This is a genomic window from Pauljensenia sp. 20925_1_25, assembly GCF_041433955.1.
Classification (GTDB): domain Bacteria; phylum Actinomycetota; class Actinomycetes; order Actinomycetales; family Actinomycetaceae; genus Pauljensenia.
Genome location: NZ_JAPWCL010000007.1, coordinates 32767 through 50327 on the forward strand (window position 1 = coordinate 32767; position 17561 = coordinate 50327).

13 protein-coding genes are annotated in these 17561 nt (G+C 65.4%); 7 read left to right on the forward strand and 6 right to left on the reverse strand.

Annotation, left to right across the window (positions count from 1 at the left end; translation table 11 throughout):
• The first annotated feature begins 104 nt into the window (after positions 1-104).
• Positions 105-1436 carry a protein kinase gene (locus tag O3932_RS04650; RefSeq protein WP_371536586.1) on the forward strand — a complete coding sequence of 444 codons (1332 nt, stop codon included), beginning with the start codon at positions 105-107 and terminating at the stop codon, positions 1434-1436.
• Between the two features lie 69 nt (positions 1437-1505).
• On the opposite strand, the gene sucB is transcribed toward O3932_RS04650, so the two are convergent.
• Positions 1506-3215 carry a 2-oxoglutarate dehydrogenase, E2 component, dihydrolipoamide succinyltransferase gene (gene sucB, locus O3932_RS04655; protein ID WP_371536589.1) on the reverse strand — a complete coding sequence of 570 codons (1710 nt, stop codon included), beginning with the start codon at positions 3213-3215 and terminating at the stop codon, positions 1506-1508.
• Between the two features lie 25 nt (positions 3216-3240).
• Positions 3241-4614, reverse strand: coding sequence for a dihydrolipoyl dehydrogenase (lpdA, locus tag O3932_RS04660; protein WP_371536667.1), 1374 nt, complete (start codon positions 4612-4614; stop codon positions 3241-3243).
• A 212-nt stretch (positions 4615-4826) separates the two neighbouring features.
• Here lpdA and O3932_RS04665 point away from each other — a divergent pair, with 212 nt between their 5' ends.
• The gene (locus tag O3932_RS04665) at positions 4827-5318 is read left to right on the forward strand and encodes a hypothetical protein (RefSeq protein ID WP_371536592.1); all 492 of its coding nucleotides are present in this window, start codon (positions 4827-4829) and stop codon (positions 5316-5318) included.
• Positions 5319-5416: 98 nt separating this feature from the next.
• Here O3932_RS04665 and O3932_RS04670 read toward each other — a convergent pair whose 3' ends face one another.
• Both O3932_RS04670 and O3932_RS04675 read right to left on the reverse strand, forming a co-directional pair.
• Positions 5417-5878, reverse strand: coding sequence for a tRNA (cytidine(34)-2'-O)-methyltransferase (locus O3932_RS04670; protein ID WP_009649011.1), 462 nt, complete (start codon positions 5876-5878; stop codon positions 5417-5419).
• 4 nt (positions 5879-5882) lie between these two features.
• A complete protein-coding gene (locus O3932_RS04675; protein WP_371536595.1) occupies positions 5883-6410 on the reverse strand; it encodes a YbhB/YbcL family Raf kinase inhibitor-like protein in 528 nt (175 codons plus the stop codon).
• Positions 6411-6544: 134 nt separating this feature from the next.
• Here O3932_RS04675 and O3932_RS04680 point away from each other — a divergent pair, with 134 nt between their 5' ends.
• Genes O3932_RS04680 through O3932_RS04690 form a run of 3 tightly spaced genes read left to right on the forward strand, consistent with a single transcriptional unit; the run spans position 6545 to position 11820 of the window.
• A complete protein-coding gene (locus O3932_RS04680) occupies positions 6545-7036 on the forward strand; it encodes a hypothetical protein (RefSeq protein ID WP_009649061.1) in 492 nt (163 codons plus the stop codon).
• Positions 7037-7045: 9 nt separating this feature from the next.
• On the forward strand, positions 7046-8653 hold the full coding sequence (locus O3932_RS04685) for a DNA polymerase Y family protein (RefSeq protein WP_371536598.1): 1608 nt from the start codon (positions 7046-7048) through the stop codon (positions 8651-8653).
• A 38-nt stretch (positions 8654-8691) separates the two neighbouring features.
• Positions 8692-11820 carry an SNF2-related protein gene (locus O3932_RS04690; protein ID WP_371536601.1) on the forward strand — a complete coding sequence of 1043 codons (3129 nt, stop codon included), beginning with the start codon at positions 8692-8694 and terminating at the stop codon, positions 11818-11820.
• Here the strand turns inward: O3932_RS04690 and O3932_RS04695 are convergent.
• On the reverse strand, positions 11817-12878 hold the full coding sequence (locus O3932_RS04695; protein ID WP_371536669.1) for an alcohol dehydrogenase catalytic domain-containing protein: 1062 nt from the start codon (positions 12876-12878) through the stop codon (positions 11817-11819). The genes O3932_RS04690 and O3932_RS04695 overlap by 4 nt on opposite strands.
• Before the next feature lie 111 nt (positions 12879-12989).
• On the opposite strand from O3932_RS04695, the gene O3932_RS04700 reads away from it, so the two are divergent.
• On the forward strand, positions 12990-16280 hold the full coding sequence (locus tag O3932_RS04700; RefSeq protein WP_371536603.1) for an error-prone DNA polymerase: 3291 nt from the start codon (positions 12990-12992) through the stop codon (positions 16278-16280).
• Between the two features lie 6 nt (positions 16281-16286).
• Here O3932_RS04700 and O3932_RS04705 read toward each other — a convergent pair whose 3' ends face one another.
• Positions 16287-16943 (reverse strand): HAD hydrolase-like protein, encoded by a 657-nt coding sequence (locus O3932_RS04705; protein ID WP_314567874.1) that lies wholly within the window; start codon positions 16941-16943, stop codon positions 16287-16289.
• An 87-nt stretch (positions 16944-17030) separates the two neighbouring features.
• On the opposite strand from O3932_RS04705, the gene O3932_RS04710 reads away from it, so the two are divergent.
• Complete coding sequence (locus O3932_RS04710) at positions 17031-17519, forward strand: MarR family winged helix-turn-helix transcriptional regulator (protein WP_009649005.1); 489 nt, start codon at positions 17031-17033, stop codon at positions 17517-17519.
• Positions 17520-17561: the final 42 nt, after the last annotated feature.

The following is a 17561-nucleotide window of genomic DNA, read 5'->3' on the forward strand; positions in this document are numbered from 1 at the left end:
GCATCTCCATTCTACGTGCATACACCCTGAGAAAGTCCACGCGTCCGACCTGGCACTATGTGAGATGAGTTGCATCACATTCTGCGAATTTAGACAATATCACCATGAATATAGGCGGATACGAGATCGGTCAGGTGTTCCACGTCGGCGCGCGCGGCCCCCTGTGGAGGACGCGTTCGAGTGACGGTGAAGCGCTTCTTGCCCTGCGCTCCTCCGACGATGGGGAGCGTTTGCTCGACCGGTGGAAGGCGTGGACGTCTGTTTCCTCCCGGCACGTCGTTGCCCTGCGTGACGTCGTGCGCTCAGATGATGGGCGGTGGGCCATCGTTCAGGACTTCGTTCCCGGACGTCCACTCGATGTTGAGATCGGATCAGCCGACCTACGTCCGAAGGCTACGCGACGTCAGATTGTCGAAGGGATCGCCGCCGGCATGAGCGCCCTGCACGGCGCGGGTATCGTGCATGGAGACCTGACGCCCGCGAACATCATCGTGACGCCACAAGGACGAGCGGTCATTATCGACATAATCGATGAGATCGGGCCTGGAGCGGGAACTCCCGGGTGGAGCCTCGAGACGTCGGGTATGGAGGGGGATCGGCAGTGCCTGCGCCGCATCGCGTCGCTCCTTCAGATGGACGAGGTCCTGGCTGAGTTGGGCTTCGACGAGCTGGCTGCGACCGTCGGATCGGGAGCAACGCCGCTTGTCTGCGACCCGGTAGAGCACGTGATTGCGCGCGAACCCATCGACCCTGAACGAGTGATTGCCGACCTACGAGCGGCAGCCCTGCGTGAGGACACACTCACCGAGGACGAGGTGCGCGCGTCGCACATGCGGCGCGGCGCTGCATCCTCGGACAGCTCTCGGTCTCCTCACCGTAAAGGATTGGCCGCGTTGATCGTCACGTGCTCCGTCATTGTTGCCTTGGGAGCGACGGTTGCCGTGTACGGGGCTTGGACATCCGCGCGAATGTCGCAGCCTTCGCAGGTGCCACCTGCCACGACGCCGACCGAAGACACGCCAGTCGGACTCTGCGATCCCACGGCTGCCGCCGACCTCATCAATTCAGCGATCCAGGCGCGCGACCAGGCGATGAAAGACGGGGATACGTCAACGCTCGATGCCGTACTCGGCGGTGAACTGCTCACGGAAGACGCTCAGCGCATCGAGGATATGCGCGCAGGCGGCGTGCAGGTGCGCGCCCTGTCGTCAAGCGTCCAGAACGTCGCCATCGTCTCATGCGAACCCGATGCCGTGGACGCGCGCGTGACCCTGCTCGTATCGGAAGCCGAAACGTGCACGGCCAGTGGCTGCAACCTGTATGGTGCGCCGTATTCCACCTACCTGGACGTGCGTGTTGATCCGATCTCGGGCAAGGTCGTCTCCGCGACGCTCACACACGCGTCGACTGAGGATGCCACGCAGTCGGGCAAGTAGACGCATTGTGGTGCATGTGCTGATGGGGTGGGTCCGCGGACCCACCCCATCAGCACATTGACAGGCGGATTAGAGAGCCAGGTCGGCCTCAAACTCGCCGGCTTCGAGGCGCTTCTTCACATCCATGAGGAAGCGAGAAGCATCTGCGCCGTCAACCAAGCGGTGATCGTAGGACAGCGACAGGTAGACCATCGAGCGGATCGCGATGACGTCTGCGCCGTCGATACCCTTCATCACGACGGGACGCTTGACGATCGTGCCGACACCCATGATCGCGGTCTCGGGCATGTTCAGGACGGGCGTGTCGAAAAGGGCACCGCCGGAACCGGTGTTCGTGACCGTGAAGGTAGAGCCAGACAGCTCGTCGGGACCGATCTTGGAGTCGCGCGTGCGCGCCGCCAGGTCATTGATAGACGCTGCGATACCCGGGATGTCCTTCTCGCCCGCATTCTTGATGACGGGCACGAGCAGGCCACGCGGCGTGTCAACAGCGATGCCCACGTGCTCGTAATCGAAGTACGTGACCTCCTTGTCGTTGATGGTCGCGTTGATCTTCGGGTGGTAGGCCAGAGCCTCCGTCGCGGCCTTCACAAAGAAGGGCAGGAAGGTGAGCTTCGTGCCGTGCTTGGCCAGGAACGCGTCCTTCGAGCGAGCGCGAAGCGCAGCAACCTTGGTGACGTCGACCTCAATGACAGTGGTCAGCTGGGCGGCGGTCTGCAGCGACTCCACCATGCGGCGGGCGATCGTCTGACGCAGACGCGACATCTTCTCGGTCGTGCCACGCAGCGGCGAGGGCTCGCGGACAACTTCGACCTTTGCGGCGGGAGCCGGAGCCGGAACAGGCGTGGCAGCAGCGGCACGAGCGGCTGCGGCGGCGGCCTCAACATCCTCGCGGCGCACGCGGCCACCGACGCCGGTGCCCGACACAGTGGCCAGGTCAACGCCGAGGTCGCGGGCAAGCTTACGCACGATCGGTGTCACGTAGACGCTGCCGGTTGCGGTGGCCGGCGTCGCAACGACGGGAGCGCCAGTTGCGGCGGCAGCCAGAGTCGACGCGTTCGGGAACGGATCGACGGGAGCAACAGGAGCAGCCGGGGCGGCAGGCGCAGCCGGAGCAGCCGGAGCGGCCGGGGCGGCAGGAGCAGCCGGAGCGACAGGCGCGGCGGCAACGGCAGGGGCTGCAGGGGCCGCTGATGGAGCAGTCTCGGAGATGATCGCGACGACCGTGCCGACCTCGACGGTCTCGTCCTCGGGCACGCGGATCTCCGCGAGGAAACCTGCGACGGGAGCAGGGACCTCGGAGTCAACCTTGTCGGTGGAGACCTCAAGCAGTGGCTCGTCGGCATCGATGGCGTCGCCCACGGCCTTCAGCCACGTGGTGACGGTGCCCTCGGTGACGGACTCGCCCAGGGCGGGCATGCGTACCTCGGTGCCCTGAGCGGGCGCGGCGGCAGGAGTAGCCGGAGCAGCTGCCACGGGAGCCGCCGGAGCGGGAGCTGCCGGGGCGGCGGCAGGAGCAGCAGCGGGGGCCGAGGCCTCGGACGCGTCGCCAATGCGCGCGATCTCGGTGCCGACCTCGACGGTCTCATCCTCGGGAACCAGGATCTCGAGGAGGACGCCGGCGACGGGGGAAGGAACCTCGGAGTCAACCTTGTCGGTGGACACCTCAACGATGGGCTCGTCGAGTTCGACGGTATCGCCGACCTGCTTGAGCCACGTCGTAACGGTGCCCTCGGTGACGGACTCGCCCAGAGCGGGCATAGTCACTGACGTTGCCATGTGTGTTCTCCTAATAAAAGCTGTATCAGTTGTGGACGTGAAGGGGCTTGCCGGCCAGCGCCATAGCTGCCTCGCCGAGCGACTCGTTCTGGCTCGGGTGCGCGTGGATCAGGGACGCGACGTCCGAGGGGTACGCCTCCCAGTTCACCATGAGTTCGCCCTCACCAATCTGCTCCCCGATGCGCGCGCCGATACCGTGGAAGCCCACGATCGGACCGCCCTCAACCGAGACCAGCTTGATGAGACCCGACGTTGCCAGGATAGACGACTTTCCATTGCCGGCGAGGTTGTACTCGACCGTGCGCACCTGATCGCCGTACTTCTCGCGGGCCTGCTTCTCCGTCATGCCGACCGAGGCAATTTCAGGTTCGCAGAAGGTCACGCGCGGGATGTCGATGTCGGCCTGCATCGTCGGGTTCAGGCCGGCGATCTCTTCGGCGACGAAGATGCCCTGCATGAAGCCACGGTGGGCCAGCTGGAGGCCGGGGACGATGTCGCCAACCGCGTAGATGTTGCCCACGCCGGTGTGCAGACGATCATTCGTGATGACAAAGCCGCGATCCAACGTGATGCCGACCTGCTCGTAGCCCAGGCCTTCGGTGACGGGGCCGCGGCCAACGGCGACCAGGAGAACGTCGGCGTCGAACGCCTTGCCGTCCTCGGTGGTCACGTGTACGCCCTGCTCGGACTGTGTCGCGGAGGCAAAACGGGTGTTCGTGTGGAACTTGATGCCGCGCTTGCGGTAGGCGCGCTCGAGCTGCTTGGAGATGGCCTCGTCCTCGTTGTTGGCGAGGTGGGGCAGGGCTTCGATGATCGTGACCTCGGCACCGAAGCTGCGCCACACGGAGGCGAACTCGAGGCCGATGACGCCGCCGCCGAGGATCACGACAGAGGAGGGAACCCAGTCCATCTGGAGCGCCTGATCGGAGGAGATCACGCGGCCACCGATCTCGAGGCCGGGGATCGAACGCGAGTAGGAGCCGGTGGCCAGCACAATGTTGCGGCCGGTGATGCGCTGGCCGCCCACCTCGACGGTGTTGGCGTCAGCGAGGCGACCCCAGCCGGAGATAAGCTCGACCTTGCGGGACTTGAGAAGCCCCTGCAGGCCCTTGTAGAGGCCAGCAATGACCGAGTCACGGTACTTGCCGACCTGGGCCATGTCGATACCGTTGAAGGTGGAGTTGACGCCGAACTTCGCGGACTCGCGCACGGCCTCGGCCGTCTCGGCGGCATGCAGGTACGCCTTCGTCGGGATGCAACCGCGGTGCAGACAGGTGCCGCCCACCTTATCGCCGTCGATAAGGGCGACTGTCATGCCGAGCTGTGCTGCGCGCAGGGCAGTCGCATAGCCGCCGGAACCCGCCCCCAGAATGACGATGTCGTAGGTCGATTCGCTCAAGGTAGATAACTCCTCGTTGATGAGCTTAACGCTCAGATGGTTGTTTTCATGACGGGCCTCACGGTCCATATAGGCCCATTGTCCCACGTTTGTGTGACGCTGTCCCACAGGTCGGTGGAGCGGCTTGGTGCATCGGGCCACACGCATCGCATTCCTCGCGTTGTCATGCGGAACGCGGTGCGACACAACGGACCTGTCGGTAGGATCAAAGCGTGCATGAACAAGACGCGACTCCTGATGTTGGCGACGCTCGCGATAAGCGCCCTCCCTCCCTGGGGCTTGGGCGCATTATCATTGCGTTGTTTTGGCTCCTGGGGGCCTGGATTTTTGTAACGGCTATCGTCGATCTCTTCCATGGGCAGGGCAAGCCTTGGGGTCCGCAGATCGTTGCACTCCTGGCTGGCGTCGACTACCTCGTCGCCGCGACGGCCCTGACTCACAATGGTAAGCGCATGCGACAGGTCGGCTGGGTGAGCATCGGTCTGTCGATCGCCGTGCCGATCATCCTGTGGGTTGCTTCCCTCGGCTTGGACGAACTCAACGTTGCGCGCTCGGCGTGGACCGGCATGGGCGCGGACTTCTACTATCTGCCGTTACTCGTCTCCCTTATTGGGGTCGTGTGGATGTGGCGTTCGAATCCGCGCAGGATCGTGTCGCTCGCCGAACAGGTCGAGCGCTCGAGTTCGCCGTGGAAGGGGCACTGACCACAGTCTCGTCCCTGAGGTGATCGCGCGTCACGAGGCCCGGCGGAGTAATCCGACCCGGGCCTCGTTCCTGTCTGCGGTTTCTTGTCTGCCAGCGGCTAGACGCCGCCCGGGAAGCCCAGCTGACGCCACGCCTCGTACAGGACGATCGATGCTGAATTGGCCAAGTTGAGTGAACGCACGCCCTCGCGCATGTGGATGCGAATGCGTTTCTCTACGCGCGGGTGGCTCATCGCCTCCTCGGACAGGCCCACCGATTCGCGCCCAAATAGCAGGCCGTCGCCATCCGCGTAGGACACGTCCGAATACATGGCGCTCGCATGCCCCGTCAACGCCCACACGCGTCCCGGAACCTGCGCGAGCGCGTCGTCCAGGGATTCATGCACCATGACGTGCGCGAGGTCGTGGTAATCCAGCCCCGCACGGCGCAGCTTCGCATCGTCCATGTCGAAGCCCAGCGGCTTCACGAGGTGCAGCATGGACCCCGTGCAGGCCGACAGGCGGATTGCCGCACCCGTGTTACCGGGGATCTCCGGCTCCCAGAAAATGATGTGCAGCATGTCCTCAGGCCTGGTGTGTGACGGTCAGGGTGGCGCGCGCAATCGTGTGCTCGAGCGCCGCGAACGAGGCCATGGCGGGGGTCGCGTCGTCATTGAGGCCCAGGGTGTCCACGTCGAGGGCGTGCACCGTGAAAATGTAGCGGTGTGGGCGGTCACCGGCGGGCGGCGCGGCACCGAAATAGGAGGCCTCGCCCGCATCACCGCGCAGGTGGAATGCGGGACCGTCGAGGGTTAGGTCGGATGCGCCGGCACCCTCGTCCAGGTGCGTCATCGATGCGGGGATATCCAGGATCGCCCAATGCCACCAGCCCGAGGGGATCGGGGCGTCTGGGTCGAAGCAGGTCAGCATGAAGCTTGCCGTGCCCTCCGGGAACCCCTCCCACGCCAGGTCGGGGGAGAGCGAGCCTCCGCGCGCGGTGGCCGCCTCCGGCATCGGTGTGCCGTCGGTAAGGGTGGACGAGGTTAGGGTGAAGCTGGGCAGATCGATTCCCTCGAAGGGGGCGGGTGCTGGGGGGCGAGTATCGATGTTCATGTGTGCTCCTTTTCTCTCCTCTCCATTGTTGCGTATGAGATGGGGAACGTGCGCTCGGGACGCAGGTGTGTGAGCGGGGTTCTACACTTCCCGTATCGAACAGATGTTCTATATGTGTTGGGGAAGGAGGAGAGGTGTCCAACGCGCGCGTGCGCCTGCGTAAGGCCCGCGAGGCCTTGAGTCGCGCCGAAAATTCGGTCGGTCTGCGTGGTCGACTCGACGTCGAGGAGAGGTATTCGATGGGTGGGTTCGTTCCGGTGCTCCTGGGTCCGCAGAAGAGGAGGCAGTTGATTCGGCTCCTCATTGATGTCTGCCCCTCTGAGGGATGGGTTGGCGTATATGGCGTGCGCCATATCGGATGGGAGTGGGCGCAGCGCCAGGGGATGGACTTAGAGCGCGTGCTGGTCCTGAATCCTGATGAGGAGGCGAACGCGGGGCAGCTGTGCGCGCTACTTCTGGAGGGGTGCGACGTCGTGTGCCTGGATCTTCCCCAGCTCTCCCGTACCGAGCAACGAACCCTGGCGGCGCGTGCCCGCTCTCTGGGGCGCACCCTCGTGACACTGCGCATGTGGCCGGGACTCTCGCGCGACGCAGCAGGAGCGGGGAGTATGCGGCTGGTGGTCTAGGTGCGCTACATGGTCTTGTGGATTCCTGACTGGCCTGTCAACTGCCTCGTGGTCGACCTGCCCCCGGGTGGTGTCGGCGCGGTTGTTCATGCTAAGCGCATCGAGGTTGCCAGTGCATCCGCCCGGCGCTGCGGTGTGCGGGCAGGTATGAGTGTGCGCGAGGCGACCTACCTGTGCCCGGAGCTGATCTGCTTACCGCGTGATCCGGACCGTGAGGCCCGCGCTTTCAACGGTGTCATCGATGCCTTCGACACGGTCGCTGCCGGTGTCGAGTGCCTGCGCCCGGGGTTAGCCAGGTGTCGGGCGCGCGGCCCCGCGCGCTGGGCGGGTGGCGAGGAACAGGCAGCTTCCCTACTCGTTGATGCGATTGAAGAGGCTGTGGGTGTCGAATGCTTTGTCGGTATTGCTGACGGGCCGCTGGCCTCGGTGGAGGCCGCCAGGGCGGGGCGAATTGTGCCCGCCGAGGACACGCGATTCTTCCTGTCAGGGATCGGTCTGTCCCGCGCTCTGGGATGCGTGCCGCCGTCGATGCGAGATCGGACTTCTGCCACCGTCGACCTCCTGGCGAGCCTGGGCATCACCAGCTGCGCGGATCTGCTGCAGCTCGGACGAGGCCCCGTCCTCGAACGCTTCGGCGACGTCGGTGAACGGCTGTGGATCCTGGCCTCGGGAGGCGATGCCGCCGTGTTGTCCAGCGAGCGCGCGCAGGCGGATATTACGGTCGAGTACGACATCGACGGTGGGGGAGAAAGCGTCCAGACCATGACGGTCCCCATTATCCGCGCAGCCGAGGAGCTCGCTGGCCGACTGTATGGTGCCGCTCTGGTGTCGCACACGCTTCGTATCGACGTGGAGGACGGCGGGGGCGGCTCGCGCAGCCGCACGTGGAGCGGGTGCGACCTGTCGGTGCCCGCCGACATCGCCCTGCGCGTGCGGTGGACTCTCACAGGGTGGATGGCGTGCGACCAGGGACCCTCCGGCGAGGCCCGCTCGATTCGCCTCACGGCCTGCGACCCGTGCCCTGGAAGCGGCCCCTCGGCCCTGTGGGGGCGCAGCAACAGGAAGTCAGATGTGTCGCGCAGCGCCGTGCGGATCCAGGGGCTGGCGGGGCCGGACGCGCTGCTGGTCCCGCGCGTGCAGGGCGGGTATGATCCGCGCAGCCGCATCGTCATGGCACCCTGGGGCAACCAGGAGCCGCTGCGCTCTCGCGTGGGTGCCTGGGAGGGGGCCGTCGCCGAGCCGCCGTCCACCCTCTTCGACACTCCCATCCCCGTGCTCCTGGTCGCAGAGCCGGGAGCTGGTGGCGACGTGCGCGTCGACCAACGCGGATCATTGACAGCGACCCCCGCCTACCTCCTCACCAAGAACGGCGGGGAGGGGTTACCGGGTCGGCTTCTTCCCTCGGGTGAGTCTTGGGAGCGCTCGCAGTACTCGCCCCAGCTGTGTGCCGGTCAGCGTTGCAGAATCCGCGCTATCGCTGGCCCCTGGCCCGTGGGCGGGTGCTGGTGGTCGGGGGAGCGCGCCCGCGCCTACATGCGGGCCACGCTCGAAGATGGACAGGTAGCGCTTCTCGTGTGGAGTGGGGGTGAGTGGATGGCAGAGGGCCTTGACAACTGACGGTGACGAGTCCAGCGGCCGTGCCGTAGACTGAAAGGATGGTGACCCACGAGTTCAGCGATATCCTCGCATCGATGTCGGACGATGACATCATGGCCCTCGTCGGCCCCGCCACCTGGGCAAACGGCCTGCGTTTGGAACGCAATGGAGCGGTGAAAGAGCTGCTCTGGGACCAATCCGAGGACCATCTTGAGGCCCGTGTCAAAGACAAGGGACTGACATATCGTGTACGGATCGCCCACGGTGCGCTTCGCCCATCACTCGCATGCGCCTGTTCCTTGCGTTCGGATTGTCCGCACGCCGTGGCGGTGCTGATCGCTGCGCGCGCCGAGGCGCTCGAGAGCAGGGGGGCCGTGCCCGAGTGGAGTCGCGTCCTCGAGCAGGTGCTGGGCATATCTCGTGAGCGCGGCGGGGATCCGCTGGCACTCGTTATCGATGCGCACGATCCGAGCGTGGCGGTGTCGTTGATCCCGCTGCGCAGGGGTGCCTCGTCGGCGTGGAGTGCGAAACGGGCGTCGTGGCTGGACCTGACGGCGACGCAGTGGGAGTCGGTGACGGATGGTTTGGATCCGACTCACGTGTCGCTGCTGCGTGAGGGGTATCGGCTCTCGCGTGAGTCGCGTTCGTGGCATGCGCGCACCGAGGTGACGCTCAGTTCGCTCGGCGAGCATGCGTACGCGTGGCTCGCGCGCCTGGTGCGCGCGGGGGTGGAGCTTTTTGCGTCGGTGGACGGGCGTGAACCTTTTGTGCTGTCGCATGCGACGTGGGATGCGGATATTGACGTGAGGACCTCCGAGGAGGGCCTTGAGATGCGGGTTGTCGCTCGCAACGGTGATCAGGTCGTCGCACACCCGCGTATTGACCGCGACACGGGGTTGCTGTTGCTTGACGGGGGGATGCGCGCGGCGCGCATCGAAGGCTTGAAGGCGTTGGAAGGGTTCCCGCTGGATCGACTGCTGGTTGTTCCAGCCGCAGATGTGGCGGAATTCCGAGGGACGTGGCTGACGGCGCTGCGTCGGCGTTTCGTCATGAGTTCTTCAGATGGGAGCTTCGACGCCGATGCGACACCGCAGGTCACGGTTGTGGGCACGCTGCGTTGCGACGAGAACTCCGTCGTCGTGCGCTGGTGGGCGGAGTACGAGGAGGGGCGCTCGCGCTCGCGTGCCCCGCTCGCCCACAGCATGGGGGACGAGGCTGTGGCCACCCTCGCGGATCGCGTCAACAGGTGGGGAATCTCGGTGGGAGCAGACCTGTGGACGCCGTTGCCGGGTTTGGGGCGCATCGACCCGTGGCGCGTGCCGGAGTTTCTCTCAACCGTCGTTGATCGCGAGAGCGTGGACGGCCTCGTGTGGGACGTCGCGCAGGATGTGCGCGCCATCGAGGTGTCGCAAGACGGGATGGATGTGGACGTGTCCGTCGAGAGCACGGAGTCGGATTGGTTCGATCTGAACGTGCGCGTGCGCGTTGGCGACCATCTGCTGAGCGTACGTGAGGCGTTGGAGGCGATCGCACGCGGTGACGACTATGTTGAGGCCCACGGTGTGTGGGTGCGTCTGGACGGCCCGCGCATCCGCGCGTTGGCTACTCTGCTGGACGAGGCTCGGTCTCTTGCGGGGTGGGAGGGCGAGGGCCTGCGCCTCACTCCCGTGCAGGTGGGCCTCTACGAGATCTTCGAGAAGCAGGCCGACTCAGTGTCGCTCTCGGCGTCGTGGCGCACGCGTATCGCCGCGCTGCGTGGCGAGCACTCGGACAATGGGCTGGCCCCCATCCCCGCCCTGGCCTCGCTTCTACGCCCCTATCAGCGGCACGGGCACGCCTGGCTGACCTCGCGTCTATCCGCCGGACTGGGTGGGGTCCTGGCCGACGACATGGGCCTGGGCAAGACCGTGCAGATCCTGTCGGCGATCGCGTCCCTGCGCGCGGCGGAGGTGGGGCGCGGCCCGGTCCTCGTGGTCGCTCCTACCTCGGTCGTGGGTGTGTGGGCGGAGCAGGCCGCGACGTTCACGCCCGGCCTGCGCGTGCGTTGCGTCGCTGAGACTGCCGCGCGCCGGGGAACGACGATCCGCGAGGAGGCCGAGGCCTGCGACATCGTCGTTACCTCCTATACGTTGGTGCGCCTCGAAGCCGAGCAGTGGCGCGAGGTCGCCCTGTCCGGCGTCGTTATCGACGAGGCGCAGGCGGTCAAAAATCCTCGCACGGCAATATACCGCGCACTGCGCGACATGGATGCCCCCTGGCGTCTGGCAGTGAGTGGCACCCCCATCGAGAATTCCCTGGGCGACCTGTGGTCTCTTCTGTCCTTGACATGCCCGGGGCTGCTGCCCCCGTGGGAGGCCTTTACCCAGAAGGTGCGCAGACCCATCGAGGGTGGGGATCCCGACATGCTCGCGCGCCTGACCTCCTACGTTGCGCCCTTTATCCTGCGGCGCACGAAGGAACAGGTGGCCACCGACCTGCCCGACAAGATCGTCGACGTCGTGCGCGTCGAGCTGGGCAAGGAACATCGCCACATCTACGACCAGTATCTGGCCCGCGAGCGCGCGCGCATCCTCGATTTGCTGGTGGATCCGGACGCGAATCGCATGAGCGTTCTGGCATCGATCACGAGGCTGCGTCAGCTCGCGCTCGACCCGGCCCTGGTGGAGGAGTCCTATGTGCATGTGGGGTCGGCGAAGGTGGAGTACGTGGCGGACCGCCTCGACGAGATCGTGCCGCTGGGCCACCGTGCGCTGATTTTCAGCCAGTTCACGTCGTTCCTGGCGCGTATTCGGCACGTGCTGGAGCGGCGTGGCGTGTCGGTTGTGCAGTTGGATGGCTCGACCCGCAACCGGGCGGAGGTTATCGAGCGTTTCCGTTCGGGTGAGGCACCGGTGTTCCTCATTTCTCTCAAGGCGGGTGGGTCGGGCCTGACCCTGACGGAGGCGGATTATGTCTTCGTCATGGATCCGTGGTGGAATCCGGCTGCTGAGGAGCAGGCGATCGACCGCGCGCACCGCATTGGTCAGACGAAGAAGGTGAATGTCTATCGTCTGGTTGCCGCTGACACGATCGAGGCGAAGGTTGTGGAGTTGCAGGATCGTAAGCGTCGGCTCATTTCCTCGGTGATGAATGGGACGGGTGCCAGTGCGTCACTCAGCGCCGCGGACCTGCGGGGGCTGCTTGACTAGCACTCGGTCGGCTTGCCGCGTCCGGGGCGCACAGCGACCTTGAGGCCGGCGCGCGAGCGTACGGCGTCGAGCGCGGCATCCACCTGGGTGAGGGGGAACTCGTGGGTGATGAGTGGGGACAGGTCGAGCGCGCCCGTTGAGAGGGTGGCGACGGCGGCCGCGTAGTCCTCCAGGGTGGCGTTCGCGCTACCCGAGATGGTGAGCTCTCGGTAGTGGATGAGGTTCGGGTCGATCTGGGCGAGCGTTCCTGCGGGGAAGCCCGCGAAGCAGGAGATATAGCCGCCAATGGCGGTGCACTGGGCGGCGATGGGGACGAGGCTGGGATCGCCCACTGCGATGATGACGACGTCCGCGCCAGCTCCACCGCTCCACTCGCGGACCGTCGCGACGAGTTCATCGCCCTGTGAGGCGGTCACGGTACTCGCGCCGAGGGCGAGCGCGGGATCCAAACGCGCGGGTCGCCCGCACGCCATGACGGACGCGCCCGCGGCGGCAGCGAGCGCGCAGTGGATGAGGCCGATGGGGCCTGTGCCCAGGATAAGGACGCGCGAGGTTGAGGTGATGGGGAGGCGAGTTCGGGCACGCAGGCAGCATGAGAGGGGTTCGGCCAGGGCCAGGAGTGGTGGCGCAATCTCGCGGGCGCTGGGGGTGATGCATGCCAGCGCCCGTTCGGGTACGCGGACAACGTCGGCGAGTCCTCCGTCCACTCCGGTTCCAAAGAGCGCCATGTTCGCGCAGACGTTTGAACGTCCGGCCGTGCAGGGCGCGCAATGGCCGCAGGCGATTTCCGGGGCGAGGCCCACCTGGGTTCCCGGTGCGGGCGCGTCGATTCCTGGGCGAAGGTCCACGCCGAGCTTCCACACGCGCGCGGCGATCTCGTGGCCGAGGATCGCGCCGGGGGCGACGCCGTGCGTCTTTTGTCCGGTGACGATACGCAAGTCCGTGCCGCACAGGGTCGTGGCTTCCACTCTTAGGAGGACGTCGCGCGGCCCCAGGAGTGGCAGTGGGCGGCGAACCAGAGTGAGGGAGCCGGGGGAGGGAAGCGACGCTGCGAGCATGGAATCCATGCGACCAGGATAGGGCTTGTAGATCTCGGAGGAGATTCGGTTGTACGGAGGCAATGCGGGCCAACACAGCATTATCGAACATATGTTCGATATGATGGATGGGTGACCAATGAACCCCGATACGCCGAGCTGCACGCACACAGTGCGTTCACCTTCCTGGAAGGCACCGACGAGCCTGCGGATATGGTCGCACAGGCTTCACGCCTGGGCTTGGATGCTCTCGCTATTCTCGATGTCGACGGCATGTACTCGACTGTGCAGACCACGATGGCGGCGCGCAGCTGCGGCCTGCCGATTGTCTACGGAGCCGAGATCACCCTGGACCCGAGCACGCTGCGAGCAGTCGTTCCAGGCGCTCAGGCGAGTGGCTGGGGACTCGCCCCCGGCGCGGAGGAGCCAGGTATCCGCCTCCCCATCCTGGCCTCAAGCCCCCACGGCTACGAAAACCTCGTCGGCATGATGAGCGAGCGCGCGCTGTCACAGACAGGGGAGCGCGCTCCACGTTTTACCCTCGAGGACGTAAACGAGGCTGGCGCTGACCTGCTCATCATGACCGGGGGGAGGCGCGGACCCCTCATGCGCGCCCTATACACCGGTGGCCCCACATGGGCGCGGCGCATGGCCGGTGCGCTCGCGGAGGCGGTTGGAGGGGTGGATCGCCTCCTCATCGAGTGGCAGGCAGCAGCCGGAGACGGCCTCGACGCGGGAGACACTCTCGCCGAGCTTGCACAGGGGATGGGGGTTCGACTGCTCGCCACGACGGGTGCGCGAATGTCTGCGCCTTCCAAGCGTGCCCTCGGTGACATCCTTGCGGCGACCCGTCTGCGTTCCTCATTGGACGAGGCCGTGGCTCACCTCGGAGCACATCGGCCCTTCCTACGTTCACCCGCAGAGATGGCCCGTCTGCATGCCGCTCACACCGAGGCACTCGTGCACTCCTGCGAGGTCGCGGAGGAAGCGTCCTTCGACCTGCGTCTCGTCGCTCCCCGGCTTCCGCGCATCCACGTCCCAGAGGGATACTCTTCTGGCAGCTGGCTCGCCTATCTCGCTCACGAGGGGGCCCGCGAGCGCTACGGCCCGCGGGAGGAAGACCCGCGGGCCTGGGAGACGATTGACCGCGAGCTAGTCATTATCGAGCGCCTCGGATTCGAGGGATACTTCCTGATCGTCAAGGAAATCGTCGATTTTTGTTGCCAGCGCGGCATCTTGTGTCAGGGGCGGGGCAGTGCCGCAAACTCGGCTGTGTGCTTTTGCCTGGGCATCACGGCGGTGGACGCGGTGCGCCACAACCTCCTTTTCGAGCGCTTCCTGTCGGACGCGCGCTCGGGGCCGCCCGACATCGATATCGATATCGAGGCCTGTAGGCGTGAGGAGGTTATCCGGCACATCTACGACCTCTACGGGCGCGACCGCGCGGCACAGGTCGCTAACGTCATCACCTATCGACCACGTTCGGCGATGCGTGACGCGGCGCGGGCGCTGGGATACCCGGCGGGCAGCGCGCAGGCGTGGTCGCGGGGAAAGGGGGAAGTGCCAGCACTCGTTGGCGACGCCGCCCGGGCTCTGTTGCGCCTGCCCCGGCACATGGGTATCCATTCGGGCGGTATGGTGCTCACCGACCAGCCGGTCTCTCGTATCTGTCCGGTGGGATGGGCTGCCATGGAGGGACGCACGGTGTTGCAGTGGGATAAGGAGGATTGCGCGGACGCTGGTCTGGTCAAGTTTGACTTGCTCTCCCTCGGTATGCTCACGGCGCTGCGCGTCGCCTTTGACGAACTACAAGCTGACGACATTCGAGCGGATGGACCGGCGAATCCACGCTTGCGCGGGTGGGCACCACGTTCGTTGCGTGGACGCCGGGATCAGCCTCTGGGGTTGCATACCCTGCCAGAAGAAGACCCGCGTGTCTACGACCTGCTCTGCGCCGCCGACACCGTGGGTGTGTTTCAGGTCGAGTCGCGCGCGCAGATGAATACGCTGCCGCGCCTCAAACCGCGCTGTTTCTACGACATCGTCGTCGAAGTAGCACTCGTGCGCCCCGGCCCCATTCAGGGGCATGCGGTCAACCCCTATCTGCGTCGGCGTGCGGGACGTGAGCCGGTCACCTACCTGCACCCGCTCCTCGAACCCGCGCTGCGCCAAACCCTCGGGGTGCCCCTCTTTCAGGAGCAGCTCATGCGCATTGCCACGGATGCCGCTGGCCTGTCTGGGGCACGCGCTGACCAGCTGCGCCGAGCGATGGGTGCCAAGCGTAGCCCCGAGCGCATGGAAGCCCTCAAGGGAGAACTCATGGCGGGCATGGAAGAGCGCGGGATCGACACGCTCACGCGCGAACGCATCTTCGATCAGCTCAAGGCCTTCGCGGACTTCGGTTTCCCCGAGTCGCACTCTTTTTCTTTCGCGCACATCGTCTACGCCTCCGCGTGGCTCAAGGTTCACGCGCCCGAGCATTTTTACGCGGCGATCCTCTCCTCCCAGCCGATGGGTTTCTACTCGCCGGCGACGCTGGTCCAGGACGCGCGCAGGCACGGAGTGACGGTCCTGGGACCCTCGGTCAACGACTCTTTCCTGGACACGGGCGTGCAATGTGCACCCGGCGTTCCCGGGGAGCAGGAGTATCGGGAGGGCCGCCCCGACCCACTCCCGTCGCGTCAGGTCATTCCGCTGGACGTGGACGAGGAGCTGGTGGTGCGCATCGGATTATCGTCGGTACGAGGCCTGGGGCGGGCTGCCGAGCGCATCGTGAGGGTGAGAGAAACGGGAGCTTTTTCCTCCCAAGCGGACCTGGCGAACCGCGCCCACCTGAGCGCATCGGACATGGAGTGTCTTTCTATGGCTGGAGCGCTGGAATGCTTGGGCGTGGGCAGACGTGAGGGAACCTGGGCCGCGGGGGCGCTGGCCGCGCCGACTGCGCGCCAGGGGGAATGGCAGCCCTTCCTACCGGGTACCGAAGTAGACACCCGCGTCCCCGACTTGCCACCTCTGACGCACACCGAGCAGATGCGCGCCGATATCGAGACAACCGGACTCACCCCCGGGAAACACCCCTTCTCCTATCTGAGAGGGGACCTGCCGCCCGGCGTGTTGCGCGCTGCAGAACTCGGCGCCCACCTTGACGGGAGGATCGTCGACGTGGCTGGGCTGGTCACGCACCGACAGCGCCCCCACACCGGCGGCGGCGTCACTTTCCTGTCCCTCGAAGACGAGTCCGGATTCGTTAACGTCTCGGTGGCTGTGGGTACCTGGAACAAATTTCGACGCATCGGCCTCGAGTCGGGTGCCCTGCTCGTACGTGGCACGCTCGAGTGGGGTGACGGCGCAGTCAACGTTCGAGCCTTCCGGCTCGCTCCCGTGCGTCTGCCCATCCAGGTGCGCTCGCGCGACTTCCGCTAACGCCCCTCAGTAGCCGGTCGGCATGAGAAGCGCGCGAAGATCCTCGACCGTCTCGCACACAACCTCGGCGTCATCCAGGCCATCCTCCGTCGCATACCCCCAACCGACACCGATGACGGGGATGCCGGCCTCGTGGCCGCCGCGCACGTCCCAGATAGAGTCGCCAACAATGACGGGATGCGACACGTCCGCACCCATCGCGCCCAAGCGAGCCACGGCCTCGTGAATGACCGTCGTCTTCGATGACCCCGGATCCGGCGTCGCCCCCGCGATCACGTCGAAGGCATCCGCAAGGCCCAAATGCTCCATCTGCGCGATCGCCATCGGTGTCTGCTTGGATGTGGCCGTCGCAAGGGGAACGCCCGCATGGTGCAGATCCCACAGCAGATCACGCACACCGTCGAAAGGCTCAGGATCAAGATAGTGGTCCATGTAGCGTTCCCTGTAACGCGAAACCAGGTCCGCGCGCAGCTGCCCCGAATAACCCAGGTCGCCAAACGAGTACCACAGGGGAGGGCCAACATAGGTACGAAGGCGCTGATCATCTGGAATCTCCAGTCCAAAGTCTGACAATGTGCTCCGGAATGCTCCCATGATGACGGGCGCAGAATTAACAATCGTCCCGTCAACATCAAACAGCACAGCAGAAAAAGTCAACGACATAAAATCCCCTGGTTCTTGGTGCTTTCTTAGTCACTATGCCCTATTATCCCGAGAGAAACACACGAAACGACTATGAGAGAGGCACACGTGGAATCGCGAGCACGGCTCACCCCGATCGTTCAAGCCAATAGCGCGCGTGCAGCCGCGTGGCGAGTCTTCTTCGAGGCGTCCGGACGCCTGCAGGGAATCCTCGAAACACGCCTAAAGCGCGCCTACGGCGTATCTATGCCCGACTACAATATTCTCCTGGCACTGTGGGAGGCCCCCAGCCATCGCTTGCGCATGGGTGAGCTGGCTGATCGCGTCGTCTACTCGCCGTCGCGTGTGACCTACCTGGTCTCTAACCTCTCCCGCGACGGCTGGGTCGAGCGCATCCCTTCCAAGGTTGATCGCCGCGGCTACGACGCATGCCTGACCACTCAGGGAATCCAGACTGTGCTTGCTGCCACAGAATTGCATCAGCAGACGGTGGCTGAGTATCTCCTAGACGGCATGACGGATGCCGATATTGAAGCAATTGCAAAGGTTTTCTCGACATTGGACTCCCGTCTGAAGGGCGAAAAAACCGATTCCTAGTTTCGATTGGCGCATGTCGATGTAATCGTGTTAAGCTTCTAC

Coding starts and splice junctions, on each gene's coding strand:
- O3932_RS04650 (WP_371536586.1), top strand. CDS start 105: ATGAATATAGGCGGATACGAGATCGGTCAGGTGTTCCACGTCGGCGCG.
- sucB (WP_371536589.1), bottom strand. CDS start 3,215: ATGGCAACGTCAGTGACTATGCCCGCTCTGGGCGAGTCCGTCACCGAG.
- O3932_RS04670 (WP_009649011.1), bottom strand. CDS start 5,878: ATGCTGCACATCATTTTCTGGGAGCCGGAGATCCCCGGTAACACGGGT.
- O3932_RS04675 (WP_371536595.1), bottom strand. CDS start 6,410: ATGAACATCGATACTCGCCCCCCAGCACCCGCCCCCTTCGAGGGAATC.
- O3932_RS04685 (WP_371536598.1), top strand. CDS start 7,046: ATGGTCTTGTGGATTCCTGACTGGCCTGTCAACTGCCTCGTGGTCGAC.
- O3932_RS04690 (WP_371536601.1), top strand. CDS start 8,692: ATGGTGACCCACGAGTTCAGCGATATCCTCGCATCGATGTCGGACGAT.
- O3932_RS04695 (WP_371536669.1), bottom strand. CDS start 12,878: ATGCTCGCAGCGTCGCTTCCCTCCCCCGGCTCCCTCACTCTGGTTCGC.
- O3932_RS04705 (WP_314567874.1), bottom strand. CDS start 16,943: ATGTCGTTGACTTTTTCTGCTGTGCTGTTTGATGTTGACGGGACGATT.